The 20,950-nt window shown below is 69.5% G+C and carries 21 protein-coding genes; 7 read left to right on the plus strand and 14 right to left on the minus strand.

Annotated elements, in window-relative coordinates:
• Positions 1-207: 207 nt before the first annotated feature.
• The 3 genes from LO772_RS16325 (at position 208) to LO772_RS16335 (ending at position 2,362) form a co-directional block, all read left to right on the plus strand.
• Positions 208-666, plus strand: coding sequence for a hypothetical protein (locus tag LO772_RS16325; RefSeq protein ID WP_231779132.1), 459 nt, complete (start codon positions 208-210; stop codon positions 664-666).
• 335 nt (positions 667-1,001) lie between these two features.
• Positions 1,002-1,304, plus strand: a complete 303-nt coding sequence (locus tag LO772_RS16330; protein WP_231779133.1) for a hypothetical protein — start codon at positions 1,002-1,004, stop codon at positions 1,302-1,304.
• Entirely contained in the window at positions 1,301-2,362 is a 1,062-nt protein-coding gene (locus LO772_RS16335) for a zeta toxin family protein (RefSeq protein WP_231779134.1), read from the plus strand. Before LO772_RS16330 ends, LO772_RS16335 begins: the two co-directional genes overlap by 4 nt.
• A gap of 5 nt (positions 2,363-2,367) precedes the next feature.
• On the opposite strand, the gene LO772_RS16340 is transcribed toward LO772_RS16335, so the two are convergent.
• From LO772_RS16340 to LO772_RS16375, 8 genes are all read right to left on the minus strand, one after another.
• Positions 2,368-2,883, minus strand: a complete 516-nt coding sequence (locus LO772_RS16340) for a hypothetical protein (protein ID WP_231779135.1) — start codon at positions 2,881-2,883, stop codon at positions 2,368-2,370.
• Between the two features lie 87 nt (positions 2,884-2,970).
• A complete protein-coding gene (locus tag LO772_RS16345; RefSeq protein WP_231779136.1) occupies positions 2,971-4,458 on the minus strand; it encodes a hypothetical protein in 1,488 nt (495 codons plus the stop codon).
• Between the two features lie 33 nt (positions 4,459-4,491).
• Positions 4,492-6,360 carry a hypothetical protein gene (locus LO772_RS16350; RefSeq protein ID WP_231779137.1) on the minus strand — a complete coding sequence of 623 codons (1,869 nt, stop codon included), beginning with the start codon at positions 6,358-6,360 and terminating at the stop codon, positions 4,492-4,494.
• A 35-nt stretch (positions 6,361-6,395) separates the two neighbouring features.
• Positions 6,396-6,680 (minus strand): hypothetical protein, encoded by a 285-nt coding sequence (locus tag LO772_RS16355; RefSeq protein ID WP_231779587.1) that lies wholly within the window; start codon positions 6,678-6,680, stop codon positions 6,396-6,398.
• A gap of 628 nt (positions 6,681-7,308) precedes the next feature.
• The gene (locus tag LO772_RS16360) at positions 7,309-7,617 is read right to left on the minus strand and encodes a hypothetical protein (protein ID WP_231779138.1); all 309 of its coding nucleotides are present in this window, start codon (positions 7,615-7,617) and stop codon (positions 7,309-7,311) included.
• A 189-nt stretch (positions 7,618-7,806) separates the two neighbouring features.
• Complete coding sequence (locus LO772_RS16365; RefSeq protein ID WP_231779139.1) at positions 7,807-9,060, minus strand: hypothetical protein; 1,254 nt, start codon at positions 9,058-9,060, stop codon at positions 7,807-7,809.
• A gap of 555 nt (positions 9,061-9,615) precedes the next feature.
• Complete coding sequence (locus LO772_RS16370) at positions 9,616-10,362, minus strand: hypothetical protein (protein WP_231779140.1); 747 nt, start codon at positions 10,360-10,362, stop codon at positions 9,616-9,618.
• Complete coding sequence (locus tag LO772_RS16375; RefSeq protein WP_231779141.1) at positions 10,359-11,411, minus strand: C40 family peptidase; 1,053 nt, start codon at positions 11,409-11,411, stop codon at positions 10,359-10,361. Before LO772_RS16375 ends, LO772_RS16370 begins: the two co-directional genes overlap by 4 nt.
• 319 nt (positions 11,412-11,730) lie before the next feature.
• Between LO772_RS16375 and LO772_RS16380 the strand changes: the two genes are divergently transcribed.
• Positions 11,731-12,243: a hypothetical protein gene (locus LO772_RS16380; protein WP_231779142.1), complete on the plus strand. Its 513-nt coding sequence runs from the start codon at positions 11,731-11,733 to the stop codon at positions 12,241-12,243.
• Between the two features lie 78 nt (positions 12,244-12,321).
• Here LO772_RS16380 and LO772_RS16385 read toward each other — a convergent pair whose 3' ends face one another.
• Both LO772_RS16385 and LO772_RS16390 read right to left on the minus strand, forming a co-directional pair.
• Positions 12,322-12,543, minus strand: a complete 222-nt coding sequence (locus LO772_RS16385; protein ID WP_331717337.1) for a DUF397 domain-containing protein — start codon at positions 12,541-12,543, stop codon at positions 12,322-12,324.
• Positions 12,543-13,397, minus strand: coding sequence for a helix-turn-helix domain-containing protein (locus tag LO772_RS16390; RefSeq protein WP_231779143.1), 855 nt, complete (start codon positions 13,395-13,397; stop codon positions 12,543-12,545). The genes LO772_RS16385 and LO772_RS16390 overlap by 1 nt, the downstream gene beginning before the upstream one ends.
• 563 nt (positions 13,398-13,960) lie before the next feature.
• Between LO772_RS16390 and LO772_RS16395 the strand changes: the two genes are divergently transcribed.
• A complete protein-coding gene (locus tag LO772_RS16395) occupies positions 13,961-14,179 on the plus strand; it encodes a hypothetical protein (protein WP_231779144.1) in 219 nt (72 codons plus the stop codon).
• Positions 14,176-14,616 carry an ATP-binding protein gene (locus LO772_RS16400; protein WP_231779145.1) on the plus strand — a complete coding sequence of 147 codons (441 nt, stop codon included), beginning with the start codon at positions 14,176-14,178 and terminating at the stop codon, positions 14,614-14,616. Before LO772_RS16395 ends, LO772_RS16400 begins: the two co-directional genes overlap by 4 nt.
• 216 nt (positions 14,617-14,832) lie before the next feature.
• On the opposite strand, the gene LO772_RS16405 is transcribed toward LO772_RS16400, so the two are convergent.
• Positions 14,833-16,128 carry an outer membrane protein assembly factor BamB family protein gene (locus LO772_RS16405; RefSeq protein ID WP_231779146.1) on the minus strand — a complete coding sequence of 432 codons (1,296 nt, stop codon included), beginning with the start codon at positions 16,126-16,128 and terminating at the stop codon, positions 14,833-14,835.
• A 294-nt stretch (positions 16,129-16,422) separates the two neighbouring features.
• Here LO772_RS16405 and LO772_RS16410 point away from each other — a divergent pair, with 294 nt between their 5' ends.
• Positions 16,423-17,013, plus strand: coding sequence for a plasmid pRiA4b ORF-3 family protein (locus LO772_RS16410; RefSeq protein WP_231779147.1), 591 nt, complete (start codon positions 16,423-16,425; stop codon positions 17,011-17,013).
• 179 nt (positions 17,014-17,192) lie between these two features.
• Here LO772_RS16410 and LO772_RS16415 read toward each other — a convergent pair whose 3' ends face one another.
• The 3 genes from LO772_RS16415 to mobC all read right to left on the minus strand — a co-directional run bounded on the left by LO772_RS16415 (position 17,193) and on the right by mobC (position 20,545).
• Positions 17,193-18,134 (minus strand): ParB/RepB/Spo0J family partition protein, encoded by a 942-nt coding sequence (locus tag LO772_RS16415; protein WP_231779148.1) that lies wholly within the window; start codon positions 18,132-18,134, stop codon positions 17,193-17,195.
• 129 nt (positions 18,135-18,263) lie between these two features.
• Positions 18,264-20,078 (minus strand): relaxase/mobilization nuclease domain-containing protein, encoded by a 1,815-nt coding sequence (locus tag LO772_RS16420; RefSeq protein WP_231779149.1) that lies wholly within the window; start codon positions 20,076-20,078, stop codon positions 18,264-18,266.
• Positions 20,078-20,545, minus strand: a complete 468-nt coding sequence (mobC, locus tag LO772_RS16425; protein ID WP_231779150.1) for a plasmid mobilization relaxosome protein MobC — start codon at positions 20,543-20,545, stop codon at positions 20,078-20,080. The genes LO772_RS16420 and mobC overlap by 1 nt, the downstream gene beginning before the upstream one ends.
• Positions 20,546-20,950: the final 405 nt, after the last annotated feature.

The following is a 20,950-nucleotide window of genomic DNA, read 5'->3' on the forward strand; positions in this document are numbered from 1 at the left end:
GAGGGGGCTCAGCTCCGCGCAGACCCACGCGCACCGTACCGTAGCCGTGGCGGTGTGCCATGAGCATCGCTGCGACGTGGAGGGAAGCCGCCACCGGCAGCTCGTCTAGTCGGATAGCCAATAATTGGCTAACCGACTAGACACGTGCCGATCCCGGAGTTTAGCGTCTCCGTCAGACAGCGCATCCACTGAACGACGGGAGCCTTCGTGGACTTCGAATCTGTTCTCGCAAAACCTGACCTTGACCCCGACTGGGACAACCCAGACCACGAGCCGGTCCCCACCTACCTCGGCACCGCCACCCGCGTCGGCAAGATGTGGAACGTCACCGTCGCCGGACTCCCCAACGGCTGTGCGGCACAAGCCCAAGGCACCACTTGGCGTGAGGCACAAGACAACACCTCCACCTGCGTCGCGGAACTCCTCGGATCCGACGCCCCGCCGGTCTACGGCGTCCACATCGCCCCCGCCGACCCGCAGGCCGCGCAAGCCATCAAGGATCTCGCCGAAGCCCGCCGGGCCCTGGTCCTCGCCGAACAAGCCGTTCGCGACAAAACCCGCCACGCCGCCCGCGTACTCGTTGATCAGGAGTGGTCAACCCGTGACGCCGGGCAGGTGCTGCGTCTATCGCACCAGCGCATCTCCCAGCTCGCCCCCCGCACCTGAGAATCACGGAGCCATAGACTGACAGCTGTCCTTGACATCTTGGGTTGAGACACCCGCCGCTTCGCGGGCTGGTTACCCGAACACCGAACGGCGGCACCGCGCCCTGTAGGCCCGAAAGGCATCCAGGGCGCACTTGCGTTGTGCCCCGGGCTCCTATCCCTGCCCCACGGTGCAACGTAGCTGCGACAGCTCAAAATCCAACTGTATGGATGGTAGCGGCCGTTCTCGGGCCGGGCCGAAACTCGGGTCAGCTCAAATGAGCCCTACTGCCAACCGGCACCCTGCGACAATTATTCGTGTCTGTATGACCGCAGCGAACTGCGAACGGGGGCGACATGGGAACCGAGAACAGTCATTCGATCGTGGGCGGACTGGGCCCAGCGACGTGGACGCCAACGGAAGGCCTCGCCTACGAGGTAGCGATCGAGGGCATCAACCACGTCACGGCGCTCTATACGGGGCTCGTGGACAAGGAGCAGCGCAAGACGTCGCCGGACGCGCAAGCGGTGATCAAGTGGCGGGGACAACTCGATCACTGGGCGCAAGTGCGCCGGACACTCACCCCAGCAGATCCGGCACGCGTCCAAGCGGTCACGGCTGCCTGCAAGCAGATCCTCGATGAGGCGCGCAGCGCGTGACGGACGTCGATCGGACACGGTACGTCCTCCCCGAGGCAGAAAACGAACGTGTCTTCCGGGAAGAAATCGTCGACCGCCATCTCCAAGGCACACCCCAGGACCGCCCAACTGTGGTCTTCGTGTGCGGGCAGACCGGAGCGGGCAAGACCGCTATCACTTCGCTCGTCGAAACAGCCATGGCCCGCCGCGGTGAGGCAGTGAACATCAACCTCGACACCTACAAGCCCTTTCATACCCGTTACCACGAGTTGGCGGAGCAGGACGACGCCACCGTCGGCGCGTACACGAGCATTGACGGGCACAAGTGGATGGAAAAGGCCGAGGCGTACGCCATCGACCAGCGCTACGACGTCGTCATGGAGAGCGCCATGCGCGAGCCACGCGACTTTGAGGAACCCGCTCGCCGCTTCCAAGAAGCCGGTTACCACGTTGAGGCCGTCATCCTCGGCGTACCTGCCGCGCTCAGCCGCCAGGGTGCACTCGACCGCTACGGCCGACAGGTCCGAGAATTCGGCCATGGCCGCATGATCGACCCCGCAATCCACGATGCGTGCTATCAAGGCGCCCTACGAGCGAGCGACGCGATCGACCGCGACCATTTGGTTGACCGGGTCGCCGTCGTCAGCCGGGATGCACAGCAGCTCTACTACAACGAGATCGACGACGACGGAGAATGGCAGCACGCTCCCGGCACCCGAGACGCCCTCGAAGACGCTCGTACCCGACCCTGGGAACCGAACGAAGTTCGTGGGTTCGAGCAACAGCACGCCGAGCTCGAAGCCCTGGCACCCCAGATGGGCGCTGCATGGCAGGGGGAACTCGCAGCCATTCGGAACCTTGCCGCACCCCTGCTACCCCCTCCAACGCCCCCGCTTCCGGTGCGCTTCGACGAAAGCCTCGTTGCCTCCCTCCACCAGGCCCACGAAGCGGTCGATGCACTCGCCCGCGAGGCCGACGCCCCCGATCTGGAACCAGACCTCCCCCTCGGCATCGACCGGGGCCTTCCCCAAGTCGAGCGCGACCTTGGAGCCCAGAGATACGACGAACCGGAGCTGTGACGCCGTCATCCCGCAACGTCGGGGTAGTTCTCGGCGACCCACAACGCGACGGTCTGATCTTGGTACGGCGGCATGCCGTCGCCGAGCCGCAGATGCTGCGGGTCACATTGCCGCAGTGCCGCCGTGACCTCCTGCACCGTTCCTGGAAGCCATCGGTGCAACCACTCCAGGGCACGCGCCGGCGAAGCGTCCGGCCCAGCGTACGCCGCCACCCAGGCGACATAGAGCGCACCCAACCCCTCGACGACGTCGGGATGCCGGTACCAGCAGGGCCGGAGCACGCGGAACTGGGCGGGAAAGCGGACGGCGAGCACCTGCCGCATCCAGCTGAGAAGTTCGGACCAGCACTTTCGTGCCTCGGCTGGCGTCATCGACGCCCACGCCCAGGGGCGGACCCGCGCCTCGTGCCGGGTGTTCAACGCCGCCACCGAGCCGCTGAGACGACGCACCTCGGCGTATAACCGCTCCAACTCGGCGACCCGTGCTGTCAGTTCCTCTTCGTGAGGAGCCTCTTTCGTCATTTCTGCCTCTCTGCAAAATACGCGGGTCGGTCAGGCACGCGGCAACCGCACGCAGGCGGTGATGGATTGGCGTGCCGGCAGGCCCGGTTACTCCGGGGCTTTCGGGTAGGTGCCGAGTTCCGATCCCGTGCGGAATACTCCCGAGCCGTCGGCTGCCAGCGCCAGGGGAACCAGCGTTCCCGCGGGCAGCAGTTCGACCTGGTCCCGGGCCAGGTCGAACCGGGCTGTCTGTTCGGGGCCGCGTGCGTCCTCGGGGAGGAGCACCGGCAGCGCACCGTAGGGGATGCGGTCTCGCCGGATGGTCCCGTAGACGATGCCGTGGTCGTCGACGGACCACACGTCGATGCCGCGCCGTGTCGTCCCGTCCCCGGTCAGGCACCTGCCGGTGCGGGTCTGCAGGTCGAACACCGTCTGACCCGACACCAAGTACCTCCCGGACGGGGACGTCCTCGTGGACGGCTGCGCCGACCCGGGAGACATCGGCATGCCTTCCGGCGACCGGCAGGTGATCTGCGCGACGACCGCGCCGGTGGCCAGGTCGTGGACCGCGAAGACGGTGTTCTGGGTGTTGTCGACCCTCGGATAATCGGTGAGATGCAGGGTGGAGGCCTGCCACGCGGCAACGAGGTACTGGGACGTGACCCCCAGCGGAACCCCGACGGGCAGTCCGTACGGAGCGACCGATGCGCTCGACCAGGAGGTGCCGACCTCCCACCCCGACGCGCACGTCGGCCCGGTCCCGTAACCGTACTGGTCGCACCCCGACGACTGCTGCCACGCCGTCAGCACACCGCGTGCTGTTGGCAGCACCGTCGACGCCTCGCATGTTCCTTGCGAGCAGGCGGTGCTCCGCGGCTCCACCGGCGTCTGCACCCCGGTCGCCGGGTTGATCAACACCGCCGGGGACAGTCCCCCGTACCTTCCGGTACGGCCGAGCATCACTCCGTCCGGCGTGGCGACCATCGTCCAGTCGACGTCACCGAGCGCGAAACGGCGCGTGAGGGGTGTGGAACCCTCCGGACGCGCGACGGGGGCCACGTCGACGAAGGTCAGCACTTTCCGGGAGCCGTCCGTGACCGACACCGACTCTTGCCTCGACAACACCACCGCGTAGTCGCCGCCGGACGTGTCCACCACAGCGACCGCCGCGTTAAACGTATAGTCCGATAGCCCCGACGGGGCCCACGCCCACAGTTCACGGCCGTCGCCGGGACGCACCGCGCGCACCGCCCCGTCCTTGTCCAGGTACACCACGGCCTGGGACCGGGGCGCGAACGCGACCTGGGGGAAACCCGGGTCCCCGCTTGCTCGCGTGTCGGGGTCGACCGGGGTCCGCCAGCCGCTCCGGGCGTCGAACCCTCCCACGACGGGCAGCCCCGTCCCCGACCCGGGCGCTGGCGCGGCGGACGGCGACGCAGACTGCCCCCGCTCGTCGGAGTCTTCGTCGCTTCCGTTCACGTCCAGCACGATGCCGGTCGCCACGACAGTCGCGACCACCACCGAAGCCATCCAGAGCAGAACGCGCCGCCGCGGCGGCGAACCCCCGTGTGGGCGCTGGTTGGTGCGGTCGTCCACCGAACCCCTCTCCGTGCGTCGTGCGGTCGTCATCTACGGGGATCCGCTGTCCGGATCCGAGGGCCGCCTGGCCGACTGCGGTGGCGGGGGAATTCGCCGTGACGGCGGAACACGCCGTGGCGGCGGCAGGGGCGGCGGGTTCGGAGGCGGAGGCAGAGCCGGCCCCGGGGCCGGAGGCGGCGACCCCGTGCGTCCCGAGCCGTGCGACGCGATGCCCGAAGTCACGCCGGCACTTCCCTCCGGCAGCCGCCGCTCTGTGATCGTCGTCGTTGTCGACGTCGGCCGCGAAGCCCGCTCCGCGTGGGTCCCGATCCCGGCACGCATCGTCGAGGCCGGGCTGCGCCCGCCGCCGAGCCCGCCGAACGTCTGCCGTGCCTGGTAGGACCCCTGACGGCGGGCGTAGTACAGGGCAGCGAGATCGTCACCGAACCCAGGCAGGAACCGGTACACCATCACGCTGGCGAAGACCGCCAGATACATGATGGTGATGCTGCTGATCGCCGACGTCACCGGATCGCCCGTGTTGGTCGCGCCGACCCGGTAGGCCAGGCCGAGGATGATCACCATGATGGGCTTGCTGAGCAGGATCGCCCCCATCACGCCGACCCAGCGCCGCACCTGGGGCCACAGGGCGCGGTCCACCAGCCCCGAGTAGACCACCGGCGCCAGGACCGCGCCCACGAACAGCATCGCCGACCGGATCAGGAGCTCCACCCACAGCAGCAACGCCGCGATGATCGCCAGGACGGAGAAGACGATCAGCATGATGGGGCCCGCGCCGGGCGCGTCGGCGCCGTTCAGGAAACTGACTTGGAACGCGTCGAGGGCCTCCTCCGGCTTGAACAGCAAAGCCTGGACGATTCCTTGGCCGCCGTCGATGAGCCCGACCAGCTGGTAGAGCACCGCGGGCGTGAAGGCCGACGCGAATATCGCGAGCCACAGGTAGCCGACAGCCTCGCCGATCGCGGTGAAGAACGGCGCCCCGCGAACCACGCGCTTGATCACCGCCGCGAGCCAGAAGAACAGCGTGAGGAACATCGCCGCGGCGAACGTGATCGCGTACTGGTCCACGAAGCCCTGCACACTGAGATCGGGCTTCGTGTTGATCGCGACGGAGACGTTCCCGATCAGCCACACGGAGGATACGAACGCCGACTTGGCGATCGAGCCCAGCGGGTCCTTGGCGAACTTCAACGTGTCCTCGCCGGGGAAGCCGTCGCGTACGGCCGACTCACAGGGGCCCTTCGGACCCATAATGGGCCCGCACACCTCATCGATCTTCTTTTCTAGTGCTTTCTCCTCTTCGCTCTTTTCATCCGTTGGCGCGGGAGCCGGCGACGGTGGCGGCGAGGTCGGCGCAGGGTTCGGCGCGGGAGTCTGCGGCGCCGGGGCCTGCGGTGCGGCGGCCGGCGGTTGCGGGTCGGGAACGAACACGAAGCCGGCCGGTACGCCGCTGCAGCCTCCGGGCTGCTCGGCATCAACCATCCACTTCGTCCCCACGCGCAGCGTGCAAAACGCCTTGCTGAGATCATTCGCCAGCCACAAACAGCCTGCGTTTTTCTGAGGATGGCTGAGCGCGGAGCAGTTGATGGGGCCCTCGCCCCAGCCCGGGACCAGCAGCGGCGTGTAGCAACCGGTTGCGGCCTCCGTCTCCCAGTACGTGGTGGCGAGGCCAGCGAGGTCTGAGCACGCGATGATCAGGACTCGGGGGCTGGACCGGGCGCGGTTCATGCAGTCCTGCGCGGTCTGGGGGTTCTCCCGGTCGTCCCGGTTGCACCACTCGGCGACCTTCGTCGGTAGCGGCTCACTCGGGCCGAATGTCTCCGCGGGAACCGGAACCGCGGACGCAGACGGCGTCCACGCGAAAACGGCAATGAACGTGACGAGCACGACCAGCAGCACACGCGGCAGGCGGCGGTCAGCGGCGGCAGGCACAGTCACACCGCCAGCCCGTAGACAATGGTGAACAAGGTGCCGCACGAGCCGATGATGAACACCCCGGTCAATCCGGCGACGATCAGGCCCTTGCCCTGCTCCGCGCTCGCGCTGTCGCGCAGCGCGGTAGCACCGATCCGCTGAGTCGCAGCACCCCAGACGGCCAGCCCCAGGCAGATCAGAATCGCGGCGGCCATCACCGCCTGCACCAACTGGCGCCCCTCCTGGCCCAGTTGCCCGAACGGGCCCCAGTTCGGCTTGATCCCGCCCGCGAGGTTCGCCGGGATGTTCCCCGGCCCCGGTGGAGCCGCTTGCTGAGGGGCGGGTTGTGCCGGCTGTTGCGGCGTCACGGGGTCCGGGACGTTCACCTCCGGCGCACCGGCGTTGGCGTCCGGAGCGGGCAGGCTTTCGAACGAGTTCCACAGGCCGTAGGGCAGCGCTGAGTCGAGCACCCATCCCTTTCCGGATACAAAGACTTCCTGGTTCGCTTGCGCGACGCTCCAAAAGTACTCACAGCCGTGGCGGCGGTTGGCATGGGCCAACGCCGCGCACCCGGCCGGTCCGGCTGCACGCACCGTCGGATCCAAAGGCCCGAAGAAGCAGCCCTTCGCCCCCTCCAAATCCCACGGCGACAGAGCCCGCCACCACGCGTTATCGCACTCCCAGGTGCTCCGAGTGTGCTCGGCCTCGCGCAGACGTTGAACGCAGCTCGCGTCCTGTGGCCTCTCCGTCCGGCACCATTCGAGGCCCTTCTCTTGCAGGCTCCCCTCGTCGCCCGTCCACACCGGCACCGGGGTCTGCTCAGCCGCCGCGGGCTGCGCGGCCATTCCGAGACCCAGCAGGGCGACCGCAGCCGCTGCGAGGAAACGCCGGGCCCGGTTTCCGGCGCACTGCGTCCGTCCGCGGTCCGTCATCTCAGATCGCCATGCCGTAGACGATGGTGAACAAGGTGCCGAGCGAACCGATGATGAACACCCCGGTCAATCCGGCGATGATCAGGCCCTTGCCTTCCTCGGCGCTCATACTGTCGCGCGTTGTTGTGGCGCCGATCCGCTGGCGGGCGGCACCCCAGACAGCCATGGCGAGGCAGATGAGGATGGCGGCGGCCATCACCACCTGAACGATCACCTTGCCCTGCGCACCCAGATCGCCGAACGGGCCCCAGCCGGGCTCGATACCGCCGATGATCGTGTTGATGTCGCCCTGTCCGGCTGCGTGTTGCATGAGCGCATACCTCCTTGTGCCGCAACGGCGGCCTCAGCCGCCGCCGCGCGGTCCGATCAGTGGAAGGCAGTAGGCATCGATGCGCCGACCTTGGGCGGCGGCGCGGAGACTTCCCACAGGTTCGGAGATGGGGACGGCGACCCCGCAGCGGTCGCAGGCCCGGATACCGAGGTCACCCAGGCTCTCCTCTCAAGTCGCGGCGCCAGCACCGGTGTCCGGCGTCAACGCGAACAGGTCCACAGCGCCGGACGCGTCCGACGCGACGGTCATCAGCAGACGCCCGGTCGGCGCACCCCACGGCAGCGGAGTGCCCGCAGGCAGCGCAGTAGTCGACGCGGCCGGATCACTCGGGTCGATGACCGCCGACGCGCCGTTGACCGTGCCGTAGACGCGGCCGCCGAACGCGATGACGGGCACCAACCCCTCACGCAGGGTTGCCGTTCGTGCACCCAGGTTGAACACGATCGGCCCGATCGCGGCCACCTTGCCGTCCGCCGCCCACACCCACGCCGGTGACTTCAACGCTTCCGCGGGCGCGTCGACCGTCCACAGCGCCTCACCGGTCGACGCGTCATACAAGGCCACTGTCCCCACCCCGTCGGATGGACCGGTCCACACCACCGCGACCCGCCCGTGCCCCGCACCGGCGACCCGGGCCACCGCGGCGCCCGGCCGCGGCGGAGACGGGGCCATCTCGATCGGCGCCTGCCCGAGCGGGATCCGCCACCACGTCCCCGACGAGGCAGCGGCCAGCACCGTTTGCCCGTCGACCGCCATGGCCCCCGCCCCAGGCGGCAATTGCAGCGGCAGCAGCTTGCCCCCCGAGATCACCGACGCACCGCTCGGCGCCGAGACCAAGGGGGAGTCGCCCGCCACCGACACCGACGCCCCATCAGGCAGGACCAGCACCGTGACGTCCGCCGTCCCGTCCACCGGCGCGTACACCAGCTGCGACCCCACCTGCACCAGCGCGGCCGCACGCCCATCCACCCGGCCAAGCCGGAGCCCGCCCAGGTCGCCCGCCGGCAGGGGCACCATCCGGCGCACCTGCCCGGTCGCGGGGTCGAGCAGCGCAAGCTGCCGGTCCGCAGTGATCGCTGCCGCAGTGCTCCCGTCCGCCGCCACGGTGGGGACCCTCGGGGCAGGCGCGGTCACCGGCAGGGACCAGGCCGCGGCACGCGACCAGCCCGGAGGAGCCGCGACCGGCAACGGTTTGCCGGCCGGCGCACCCGGCATCGCCGTCGGCGCCGCAGTCGCGGGGGCGCCGTCGGCGCCCGCGCTCCCGCCCCCGAGAAGGGCCGCGCCCACCAGCGTCGCCGCGACCAGCGCCAGCATCAGGGCCAGGACCACGAACGGGCCGCGCCCGGTCGCGATCACGGACAGGTTCACGCGCCGCTTGCGCTGCACACTCCACGCATCCGGCGCCAGGCGCGTCGTGGTCACCCTCTCCGGCTCGGCCGCCGCAGCAACCACAGGCCGCGGCGGAGGCAGCTCCGTGACCGGCAGTTCATCCGGCCGCGGCGGGGGCAGCGAAGGTCCGCCCGGACGGTCCGCACGCGCCACAGGAGGCGCCGCAGGGGGAGCGGGCCGCTGTTGGAGCCAGTCAGGCCGCGGCAGTTGCGGTTGCGGCGCGGTCGGCGCCGGTGCGGCAACCGAAAGGGGCGCGCCGGGCGCCGCCGCGGCCGGGACCGGCGGGGCAGGCGCCTCCGGCGTGCGTGGGGGGACGGCCGCGCTGAGGGGGGCGCTGGCGGACACAGGTGTCACCGTGCCGTCCGGAGCGACGACTGCCTCGTGCGAGGAGCCGTCCGGTTCGGTGACCCGCACCGTCACCGGCCGCCGCGTCACCTCCGCGGTGATCCGCACCCGCTCCATCGCGGACGCGCGATACGCGTCCACCCCGCCGCCACCGGGCAGGTCGACCGCCGCGCCGTTCACGCTCGCGCCGTCCCACGACAGCTCCACCGTGACCACTTCAGCCGCCATTGCGGCCACCTCCACTCACCGTGTCACCAGCACTTCAGCCACCCGCCACGGGTCTGAGACCGAGGCCCGCACCAGCCGCACGAAGGCTGGCGACACCTGCGGCGGCCCGACCCAGCCGTCCCGGCCGTGCGGCGTCACCGTCACCAGCCACTTCCGGTACGCCTCACCGCCGGCGTCCGGCGGGGCGCCGGCCTCACTCGCCACGACCAGGGCCACGACCGTGTACGCCCGGTGCCGGGTCCACTCCGTCCACTGCGCCCGCGAGCCGGCGAGCGGCGTGTACGACGTCTGGTCGCGCGCATACTCCGGGGTCAGCCACGGCACCGCCCGCACCACCGCGTCCTGCATCGACGTATCGACGACCGTGTCCGCCGTGAACCAGGTCGTCAGCGCCGCCTGGGACACCGCCGTCGGGTCCGCGCCGTCGACCTGGTCCACCCGGGGCAGCGGCACCCCGGGCGCCCCGCTGCCCCGGGGGATCGGCTGCGCGGGCGGAAGCGTTGCCGGGGCCGTCGCGGGCGGCGGGCTCCCGGCAGCCGACGCCGTCGGCCCGCCGGACACCGGCCCGGAAACCGCCGCCGACGGTGGTGGCGACGGCATCGACGAAGACGCCGTCTCGGAACGAGAGTTCGAGCCGGAATACGAGCTCAGTCCCCACCAGCCCAGCAGCCCGGCCACGGCCAGCAGGACGACGAACGCCAGGACGCCCCCGACCCCCGACCCACTGCTATGTGTCGGCCGCATCCGGCCCGGTGCGCTCATCCGAACCTCCGCACAGCCCAGGTACCGTTCGCCCAGTACGAATCCGTCAACGGCGAGATCTTGACCACGTCGCCGGTCCTCGGCGCGTGCAGCACCTCGTTATTGCCGACGTAGATGCCGATGTGGCTGTAGTCGCCGTCGCGGTGCGGGTCCAGGCCGATGATGTCGCCCGGCAGCATCTGGGATTGGTCGACCGGCTGCCCCATCGTGGACTGCAGCTGCGATAGGTGCGGCAGCGTCACCGCGCCCGCAGAGGCCTGGTACACCGCGTACAGGACCAGGCCCGAGCAGTCGAACCCGTTGATGTTCGCGCCCTGCTGGATGCCGCGCGACGGCCCGGTCGCGGTACCGCCGCCCCACGAATACGGCGTGTCCAGCCACTGTCTCGCCGCCGCGACGACGGCCTCACCGAAGGCCGAGCCGAACACCGGCGTCAACTTCTGGAACTTCGCCATGGAACTACGGATGATCTGGACATAGTTCTGCGTCTCCACGTACGGCGGGACACCCCCGTACTTGAGCACCGCACCAGGGCCGGCGTTGTACGCCGCCAGCATCAGATCCTGGATGTCCCCGCTCGCCTGGCCCTTCTCGACGTACCCGCGCACCATCGCCGCGAGCGCGCAGTCATAGGCCGCGCCCGCCATGATCGCGTCAGGTGCGTCGAGCGGGGAAGTGGTGCCGTCCCCGTCAGCGTCCCGCGCCCAGCTCACCCACGTCTCCGGCATGAACTGCGCGATGCCCTGCGCCCCTGCCGGGCTGACGACATCCGGGTCCCACCCCGACTCCTGCGCAAACTGCGCGGCGAGGAGCTGCGCAGGGACCTCCGCGCAGACCTGCCCGGCCTTGGAGACCCAGTCCCGGTACTCGGCCGGCACGGCGTCCGAAACGAAGGAACCCACCGTCGCGACCTGGGTCTTGGTCTCGCCGGACGATCCGCTCAACCCGCCGGCGATCGCGGCGATCACCACAAGACCCACCGTCAGCACGCCGAACGGCGCGGCGAGCAGGCACCCACAGCCGGGCCGGCGCTTCACGGGCACGTCCATGCACCCGCGCCGCGGCGGCACAGCGGCCACGGTGCGGCGCGAGCGGCATACCGGCCAACCAATTGATTGCGCAGCGGTACCACGAGCCTTGCCCCCGTTCCCCGTTCGCGCGTTACCGAGGCAGTCCGAAAGCGCTCCGGAACACGCAAGGATCATCCTGCCCACGACACCGCGTACTTGGCCAGCAAGTTCCTTGCGCTATTGGACTTTTCACACCCTGGAAGCACGAGAAGGCAGGAAAAGCGGCGGATGTCCAGAGCACAAGAGCGCAATTCGGCCGCGACGGCCAACTCCCGTGCGCTGCGAAGATGCCTTCGTCGTGTTCGCGCAGCATTCGCATGACGCGGTCAAGGCGTTCTCCGCCTGGCTGCTCTTCACCGAGTCCGCGGCCGGCTGCGGCGACGACCTCACCCGCAAGTGCGCGTACGACGCGGCCATGAAGGAGACGTCCTGGACCGGCGGCGGCCTCCAGGCCCCCGTCGACCTGTCCGACAAAGACCGCCGCGTGACGTGCTTCAACGCCATGCAGGCGACCCCCGACGGCTGGAAACCCGCCGACTTCCAAGCAGGCGCCAACGGCTACCGCTGCGACGCCGCCGCCTACAAGTACACCGGCACCTACGGCAAGCCGACGACCCTCGCCGACATCGGCAAGAGCAAGGATGGGGTGAAGCGGTCGGCGTATGCCGCGCTGAGTCGTCAGGCGCATGCCGTTCGCGTTGTTGAACCGCAACTGGAGTGCCGGGGTGGGGCGTTCCTTTCGCACGATCAGTCGTATCCCGGCCGACTACCCGTCCAGGACGTCGTCGGCGAGTGCGCACACCCAATCTAAAAGCACGACCTGGCCGGTCTGTGTGGTGCCTTGCTTCGACGGACCCGTGTGGCTTTGGTGGACGCGTCGTTGTTGAGGTTACGCGAATTCGCCTCGGGCGACCGCGAGTCCGAATGCAGCAACTTCGTCCGCGTCGAAGCACAGGTGGCCGCGGTCGGGGTTGCGGCTGTCGCGGATGGCTATGCCGCCATCCGGGAGGGAGGTCCATTCGACGCAGCTGCTCCCGTTGTTCGACGCGCTGGAGACGACCCACGTCGCGGTGCTGAGATCGATCGCGTAGAGGTCTTCCTTGCGGTCCACTATGTCGCCCGTTCCTTGAGGATGCTTCTGATCAGCGCGAGGGACTCGGATGTCGGCAGCGCCACGCCTCGGAGTTTGCGTAGCTGCCGCTCTACTTCGGTGACGTCTTTGGCCCTGTCGCGCATGATCTCACCGAGCATGGTGGAGAGGAAGACGACGCTGCTGGAATCCTCGTCGTCGAACGTCAAGAGCGTTGCGCCACTGCCGTGCGCGGCGACCTCGCCGGCGGCGAATGGAAGAACACGCACCTCGACAGTGGGGAGCTCGGCCGCTTCCAGTAGGTGCTCCAACTGTTCGCGCATGACGTCGTCGCCACCGACGTTGAGGCGCAGGGCGGTCTCGGTGATGTAGTTGATCGAACGCAGCGGGCCTTCGCGCGTGAGGACGCGCTGACGCAGGACGCGTACCTTTGCGGCGGCTTCCGCTTTCTCCACGGCTGATGGGGAGCTGTTGCCGAGTCCGACGGCCCGGGCGTACGCGAAGGTCTGGAGCAGTCCGGGCACGACGGTCGGGTGGTAGGTGAACTCTTCCGCGGCTTCGTCCTCGAAGGCGATGAACTCGACGTATACGCGGTCCAGTTGGTAGGGACGCCACCATTCCCGGGCTTGTGCGGCGTGGGCTATGGCTGTTGGGTCGGTTCCCCCGTCGCGGGCGGCGCTGTAGAGCTCCATCAGACGGTGCAGATCGTCTTGCGTTGCGGCGAGCTTGCCGTTCTCGATGCGGCTGAGACGGCTCTTGTTGACACCGGCGGCGTCCACGTCGCTGAGCGTGAGCTCGCACGTCTCCCGCATTCGCTTGAGTGCCTTGCCCAAGTGGCGCCGTTGGACTACCGAGTCGGTCTGCTTGTCGTCCACCCGTGCCTCCTTCAGGCGTAGTTCGCGTCACCGTTGACCAGCGTACGCGGCGGTTTCACGGTCGCTGCGGGCTCCTGCAAACCCATGGGTTTCACTAGAGGTTTCATGAAACTCTATGGTAAACAATCCATGTACGGTTGCCGTAAAAACTCCGGGGCCATCGCGAACTGCGGTGCTGCCCTACGGGCTTGAGGGCAGGTGGATGGCCGCCGAACCTGAGGCCCACGCCGAACCCGGCTCCCGGCTGCACGTCATCGGCGGGATCTCTCGCCGACGCACGTGACGGTCGGCTCCGGGGGCTCGCCGACGTATCCGCATATCCGAATAAACCCGGCTGCACAGCTCCGAACCACCTGACGCATGGGCGTCATCAGCGCCGTGCCATGTCGCATCGAAAGTCAAGCGGGGTCCCGCAACGGCCTCGCAGCCGGTTTCCGAGATCGTGAAGGAGTCGCGCTATGGTCCGCCGCTTCCCGCGTCTGCTGACGCGAATGACCTCCTTACTCGCACGGCGCCGCCCACCGGGTCGGCACCGGGCAGGACAGCAGCCCGGGTTCCCGTCGGTGACCACGTCGCCCCCGCCTCCGGTCGATCCGCCGACCGTCGAATTGCGCCCGGTTTCCCCGGAGTTGCCCGTGCTGGTGCGGCCGTACTTCCGCGCCCATGAGCAGCGCGTCAGCGAACGCCGAGCGCAGCGTCGGCGGCGGGTTGATCTGTGGCTGGCGGTGCACGGCGTGGACGCCGGGCCGCGAAGGGTCCACGACTGGGTGGTGCCGCGATGATCGCTTTCACGGGGCTGCGCACGGCGCTCCCGGTTCTGTTCGGATCGCATGTGGTGTGGCGCGGATTCCTCCGCTCGAAGGAATGCCCCCGCCAGTCACGGAAGTTCGTCGTGTCCCTGCTCGGCATTTGGGGCGCGGAGTCCGAGGCGTGCGAGTGGGGGGCACTCGTGGTCACGGAACTGGCCACCAACGCATGCGTACACACTCACTCGCCGGTGATCCAGGTGGTCGCCGCGCGGTTTCGCGGTGTCGGGTACCTCGCGGTCGTGGACGACGGCCCCGCTCCACGGAAAAATCCATGGGCAGGTGTGTCGGCCGCAGACGACGCCGTCTCTGGCCGGGGGCTGCAACTCGTCTCGGCCTTCAGCGCATCCAGCGGACGCTTTCGATTTGGTAGCGGCTCGCTGTTCTGGGCCTCGCATCCCCTACGCGATTAGGGGCACGCAGAACTGGCGTCCACGTCGCTTGGCGAGGCCAACCACGTCGCCGTCGACGTTGCGCAAGGGCGCCGCAGCGCGTTCTGTGGAGACAGTCGAACGCATCGGAAAGGCCGCCTGCGCTGTTCTGCGGCGTGGGACGACGCGCTGAACGGGATGCCGTTTTCCTGATGGCGGCGGCGCGGCAGCCGATGATTGTGCCGTGCGGCCCAGGCGTCAGCCCGTGGCGGGATAGGCGCGTACCTTGCCGGAGGTGTCCGCAGCGATGCCGACGTTCGCGCTCACCAGGACGGGAGCAATGTCCGGGGTGGCGACGTCCTGGCCCGTGGTGGCGTCGAGGATGACCGGTCCACTGGCTGTTCCGTACACGGCTCCGTGCCATGCCACGGTGGCGCTTGGGGCGACGCGGCCGGCGGCCTGATCGGGCAGCCGCCACAGCTGGTTGCCGGTCATCGCGTCGAGGCCCATGACGATGCCGACGCCGGAACAGACCGTCACCGCGCGCTGGTCGTAGAGACACCTCATGTTGTACGCGCCGCCGAGAGCTCCGCTGGTGCCGATCCAGGCGGGTACCGCATCGGTACCGGTGTCGCCGTCGACGAGTTGGAAGGAGGGGCGCCCGTTGGAGTAGTCCCGGCCTTCCACGACGACGAGCTTGGGCCCGATGTAGGTGATCCTGGTTTCGTAGCGGTTGTTCGGCAGGCTCCACCGGCGGCTGCCGTCCGCGACGCTGAGCGCGGTCACCACCTGCATGTAACTGGAGCTGCCCTGCGGCTCGACCCCGATGACCGAACCGCCGGTGACCGTGGCGCCGAAGAAACCGTCCTTGGACCACGCGAGCGTGCGCACGGCGGTATCCAACGCGTGCACCGACCCGGTGGAGCCGTAGGAGTCCTGGGTGGCGACGAACACCCGGTCACCGTGCGCGCCGATCAGCGACACCTTCCCCGGACGCGTCGGCAAGGGGATGGACATCGTCCATGCGGCGGTGTTGTCGGCGGGGTCGATCGCGATGAGGTTCAGCTCAGTGCGCCCGGCGGTCGTGCCACGGCCGGGTACCAGGACCACGAACGGGGCCACGATCAGCTCACGTCCGCCGACCTCCAGCAGGGCCGGGGGACCCGTCACGGCCGGCCCCTGGACGAGTCCGGTCGGCCCGGTGGCCAAGGGCGGACCTTCGGGCGCGAACGTGTCCGAGACTTGCGCCGTCACGGTGTCCAGCGCCTGGATCCCTGCTGCGGTCGGCGTGTAGACGGTCGTCCCGTGGAGCACCGAGACCTTCAGCGACGCCTCCGTCAGCGACGGAAGCACCACCCCGCGCGCCGCGAACGCCTTCGGCGGGTCATACGCCTTCGCCTCCGTTCGCGCCGCCGGCGGCGGTTGGGACACGCCGGTCCGCGGCTCGTTCACCGGCCACGCACGGTCGTTGCCGCCGCCCCCGCCGGTGCACGCCGCCGTCGCAGCCAGCACCGCAGCGACAAGCGCTCCGGCCAGCGGCCCCCGTATCCGCATCACGCCTCCGTTCCGTGAACGGATGCTACCGGGCGACGAACGCCCTTGATCCCATCGCAAGCTTCGTGCAGGTAAGGACGCGAACGTTCTCGGCAGCGACGCCGACCTGCTGCCTACCACCGCCGTGCGCTGTTCGCGCAACCTTCGGCTCGCCCTCACGCTGCCGGGACGGATTCGCGTTTCCACAAAGGGACCATGCTGCTCATACCGGGAAACCGCTCGCACCGGCGCCGGTCGGTGGCGATTTTGCTCGTACACCGTGGGGGCACCGCGGCGGGCGGCAGAATGACCGCTATGGCGAACACCAGCAGCGAGAAGCCGACCGTTCACAAGGTCAAAATCACTCTGCTCGGTTCCCGGCCACCGATCTGGCGCCGACTGGAAGTCCCTACGACCTACACGCTTCGGGAGTTGCACGACGTCATCCAGATCGCGTTCGGCTGGGAGGACTATCACATGTGGGTCTTCGAAACCGGGAACGGCCGCTGGGGCATCGCGGACCGCGACCTGCAGATCGGCAGCGCGGCGTCCCAACGGCTCGGCCGGACAGCGCCGCGTACCGGAGACCGTTTCCGCTACACCTATGACTTCGGCGACGACTGGGAGCATGAGGCCGTCGTCGAAGCCATCACCCCCGCCGAGCCTGAAATCGCCTACCCCCGCTGCCTGACTGGTCGCAGGACCGGCCCTCCCGAAGACTGCGGCGGCATCTGGGGATACGAATACCTCATTGAGGTTCTCTCCGACCCCAGCCACGGAGAGCATGAAGAGCGGCTGGAATGGCTCGGTTTGGACTCCGCCGACGAGTTCGATCCCGCCGTCTTCGACACCGCCGAAGTCAACAAGGCGCTGTCCAGCCTTGCAACGGTGCTGGTCAAGACGTAACCAGTAGGGCCCTTCACTCCGATCGACGAGGTCAAGGCGGGCCTGAACTCTCGCAGCACCAACGGCCGCTGGGCTGGTGACAACCTTTTGCGATGCCCCATCGGGTCCCAGATACGCGCCGAGCAAAGTCCTCCCCCGTGGGGCTGCCCCGCCTCAGATGCGGCGGGGCGGCCGTCGGGTTAGGCAGCGTCAGTGAACGCTGCGTTCGCCTCGGTGGGCGGGTCGACCGTGAGCAGGTGGCGTGTGAGGGTTCGGGCGGCGGGAGACAAGCCGGCGAGGGCTTGATGGGCGAAGTCGCTGTCGGGGCGGGCCTGCAAGGTGCTGATGGCGCGCCAGCTGGTGTGGATTTGTTCGAGGTCTCGGCGGGCGCGGCGGATCTGTTGGTCGCGGAGGGTGAGGTATTCCTCGGCGCGGATGAGGGCTTCGGTCCAGGTGATGTCGCCGTCTTGGGCGAGGTCCGCGAAGGGGGTGCCGGTGTCGCCGTCGTCGGCGCGGAGGGCGTCGACGCGGTGGACGGCTTCGCGGTCGGCTGCCTCCTTCCTGCGCTGGCGGGCTGCGGTCTCGGCGTCGGCGAGTGTCATCTCCTCCTCGCGGATGCGCCTTGCCAGGTCGGGTGCGGATGCTTCCAGGGTGGCGAACCGCGCTTGGTGGTCGGCGACTGAGGTCCTGCGTCGTCGGGCATGGGCGAGGGCTTCGTCGAGGCTGATGGCGCCGGTGCGGACGTGGTCGGCGAGGTTGGCGGCGTAGCGCAGGACGAAGTCGGCGTCGGTGACGCGGGAGCGGCTGAGTTGGGCGGCGTTCGCGGTTGCGCGCAGCGAGTGGCGCGTGCCTGAACGTGCCATCGCGGCGATCATGGCGCGCTGGCCCTGGGTGACGTGGCGGCGGTTGATGTTGGCGCCGAGGATGTACGCGGCCGGGTTCGAACCTTGGTAGGTCGTGAACGTCGGCTGTACGCCGACGCGGTGGCAGGCGGCGAGGCGGTTGCGGCCGTCGAGGAGGACGCCGTCCCGGTCGAGGACGATCGGGTGGAGCAGGCCGTGCTCTGCGATGTCGTCTGCGAGTTCGGCGAGTTCGTCTTCGGGGAGCGTCGGGAAGATCGCTGCGATCGGATGGACCTTCATGCTGGGCGCGGCAATGCCGTGAGCTTGGGCAGGTTCAGCGGTGGTCGGCCGGTCGGCGGTGTGGGGGTTGGTGGAGGGCGTGATAGTCAGGGCGGTCTCCGTAAGGATGTGGATGTCGGTCGTGGTCGTTCAGCGGGTGCGGCGGTTGGCTGGTGGTGTGGTCGGCGCCGCTGTCGGGAGGCCGTTGCCGGTTCGGGGCGCGCTGGCAGTTCGCGCGCCGGTGCGTCGGCCTCCGGACTTGGTGTTGCTCTCGCGGCGTGCGGCGGCGGGGTGGGTTCGCGCGAGGCGGTGGATGCGCCAGGTGAGGACTTCGGCGGGGTTGTCGGCACTGAGGAGTTCGCGTCGGGTGACGGCGTGGTCGAGGAGGACGAGTGGGTGGTGGCCTCGCTCGATGCCGTGGTGAAGGGCCGTGGTCAGCGCGCCGATAGCGTCATCTGCGAGCACTTCCTCGGCGAGGACTGGGCCGGCGCGTCGGGTGAGGACGAAGCCGGTCAGTTTGGCGTATTCGTCGACGAGCAGGGTGTGTGGGGCGTTCGCGGCGAGGCGGTGGAGCGACCGGGGCGCGGTGGCGCGGTAGGCGGCGCGAAGGTGGTGGGCGGCGGTGGCGGCGGCGCGTGCTTGGGCCTCGTGTTTGCGGGCTTGGTGCCAGCGGCTGATGGCGATGACGGTGAGCAGGGCTGCGGCGATCAGGTCGGCGATGACGTATTCGGCGCTGGTGTTCGGGCTGAGCACGGTGTCGGCGAGTGCGCGGACAGTGCTGCGCATGGCGCGGGTGTAGGCGTGGGCGGCTTTGCCGGAGGTGCGGGCGGCGTGGGCGAACGCGTCTGCGGCTTGGCGTAGTTCGTATCTGGTCTCGGTGGGGAGCGGGTGGCCGTGCAGGGCCTCCGGCAGGATGTGCAGGAGTTCGCCCACGGTGGCGCGGAGCGCTGCGGCGACTTCGTCGGGGATCTGGGTGTCGTCGGCGGGACGGTCGGTCTCGGTGCGGGAATTCGCGCCGGTTTGCAGGAGCGCGGTGATGCGATCGAGGTGGGCGGCGGCGCGGTCCCATGGGTTCGGGGCGGCCAGGTCCGGCCACTGCGGCGCCGCGCTGCTGTCTGTGGTCCCGTCGCCAGCGGTGGCGGTGAGGCGGGCGTGGATTTTGGGCCAGGTCAGGTCGGGGGCGAGGGTGCTGCCGGCGAACCAGACGGGTTCGCTGTTGGCGTTGAGGTCGTCCGGTAGGGCGACCTTGTAGCCGTGGATGACGCCTCGGGCGTCGCGGGTGGGCTGGACCAGGATGTCGTGCCGGTGGAGGAGGGCGAGGAATTCGTCGGGGTCGGCGGCGTACGCGGCGGCGGTGCGGACGAGTGTCTGCAGCTGTTTGCGGGGGAGGCGGCCGGTGCGTTTGGCTTTGTGCTGTTCGGCTTTGCTGGGGCGGCGTGCGGCGGTTCGGTCGCGCCGGTCGAGGCGCCGCAGACGGTAGTCGCGTTCGATCAGCCGGGCCTCCTCCTGTGCGTCGATGCCTTCCTTAAACGGGTGGTAGGCCTCGCCGTTCGACCGGACCAGGGTGGCGGCGATGTGGATGTGGTCCTCGGCGTGCCGGACTGCGACCCACCGGCAGCCGGGCAGGTCGCTGTCCGGGCCGGCGTCGATCCCGGTCGCCTTCACGATGCGCCGGGCGATGTCCCCCCATTCCTCGTCGGTCAGGGTGCGGTCTTCCGGGGCGGCGCGGACGGAGATGTGCCAGACGTGTTTGGTCGGTGCCTTGTCCGCTGCGCGTCGTACCGGCAGGTCGAGGAGCGCGGCGAGTTCCTTGAGCGTGGCGTGCGTGTCGCGTCCGGGGTCGGGGGCGAAGCCGTCGTAGGACGCCACCAGGTGCGGGTCGGTGTGCTCGCCGTCCTTCGGTCCGTACAGGTACGACAGCAGCCCGATGGTCCGGGACTCCTGCTTGTGGACTTGCGGCCACATCAGGCGTCTCGCTCTTCGTCGGAGCGGTCCAGCCCACCGTCGGCGTCGGGGTGCGGGGTGTCCGGTGTCCCCGAGATGGTCCCGGACCGGCTTTGGGGCAGCCGGGCGGTTGGGCGGTCGGTGTGGTCGAGGACGGCTGCGAGGGTCTGGTCGATCCGCCGCAGCGTCCGTCCGAGTTCGGTGAGCGTGCCCGAGTGCAATCCGGTCAACCGGTCCCCGGTATTGCGTTCGGCGGAGGTCCGGTCGGTGTTCCAGGCGCGGGCGATCTGGTTCATGTTGGTGCCGATCCGGCGCAACGCTTCGTGGGTGTCCGTGAGCGTGCGCATGAGTTCGTCGAGCTGGTCGTCGCGGCCCGGCTCGGTCTGCGCGGCGGCGGTGCGCGCGGCGCGCTCCAGCCATGCCGCGGTGCTGGTGTAGCCGTCACGGGCGGCGGCGGCCTCGAAGTACGCCTTCTCCTCCGGGTGCACGCGGAACTTCAGCGTGCCCGTCCGGTGATTGCCGCCGCCGGAAGCCGAGGCGGGCTTCCCGGTGGTGGAGCGCCTACGCGGGCGCCTGCCGCGCTTCGAACCCGCGGCGGGGGCTTCGGGCGTGGCGGACGCGCGGCGGCGCGCACGTGCCGACACGGCGCGCTTGACAGGCGCGGCGGGCTCGGCGGACACGGTGGGGTTGGCGGTGTCGGCGGGTGCGGCACGCTTGGCGCGGGGTTCGGGCTGCGCGTGCGCGGGCGGGTTGTGGTTCGCGGTCGCAGGCTTGGCCTGCGCGACGCCACCCCCCTCTTGCGGCGGCCCCTCGCGCCGCTCCCCGCCCCTTGGGGCGGGCTTCGCGACGGAGGCCCCTTTAGGGACTCCAAGCGACCACCTTGCTCCCCCCGT

The sequence above is a fragment of the Yinghuangia sp. ASG 101 genome (assembly GCF_021165735.1).
Classification (GTDB): domain Bacteria; phylum Actinomycetota; class Actinomycetes; order Streptomycetales; family Streptomycetaceae; genus Yinghuangia.

What these genes read in the sequence shown, in the direction of transcription:
- LO772_RS16420 (WP_231779149.1), bottom strand. Translation starts at nt 20,078, where the DNA reads ATGTGGCCGCAAGTCCACAAGCAGGAGTCCCGGACCATCGGGCTGCTG.
- LO772_RS16340 (WP_231779135.1), bottom strand. Translation starts at nt 2,883, where the DNA reads ATGACGAAAGAGGCTCCTCACGAAGAGGAACTGACAGCACGGGTCGCC.
- LO772_RS16360 (WP_231779138.1), bottom strand. Translation starts at nt 7,617, where the DNA reads ATGCAACACGCAGCCGGACAGGGCGACATCAACACGATCATCGGCGGT.
- LO772_RS16400 (WP_231779145.1), top strand. Translation starts at nt 14,176, where the DNA reads ATGATCGCTTTCACGGGGCTGCGCACGGCGCTCCCGGTTCTGTTCGGA.
- LO772_RS16415 (WP_231779148.1), bottom strand. Translation starts at nt 18,134, where the DNA reads ATGAAGGTCCATCCGATCGCAGCGATCTTCCCGACGCTCCCCGAAGAC.
- LO772_RS16330 (WP_231779133.1), top strand. Translation starts at nt 1,002, where the DNA reads ATGGGAACCGAGAACAGTCATTCGATCGTGGGCGGACTGGGCCCAGCG.
- LO772_RS16405 (WP_231779146.1), bottom strand. Translation starts at nt 16,128, where the DNA reads ATGCGGATACGGGGGCCGCTGGCCGGAGCGCTTGTCGCTGCGGTGCTG.
- LO772_RS16410 (WP_231779147.1), top strand. Translation starts at nt 16,423, where the DNA reads ATGGCGAACACCAGCAGCGAGAAGCCGACCGTTCACAAGGTCAAAATC.
- LO772_RS16375 (WP_231779141.1), bottom strand. Translation starts at nt 11,411, where the DNA reads ATGGACGTGCCCGTGAAGCGCCGGCCCGGCTGTGGGTGCCTGCTCGCC.
- LO772_RS16370 (WP_231779140.1), bottom strand. Translation starts at nt 10,362, where the DNA reads ATGAGCGCACCGGGCCGGATGCGGCCGACACATAGCAGTGGGTCGGGG.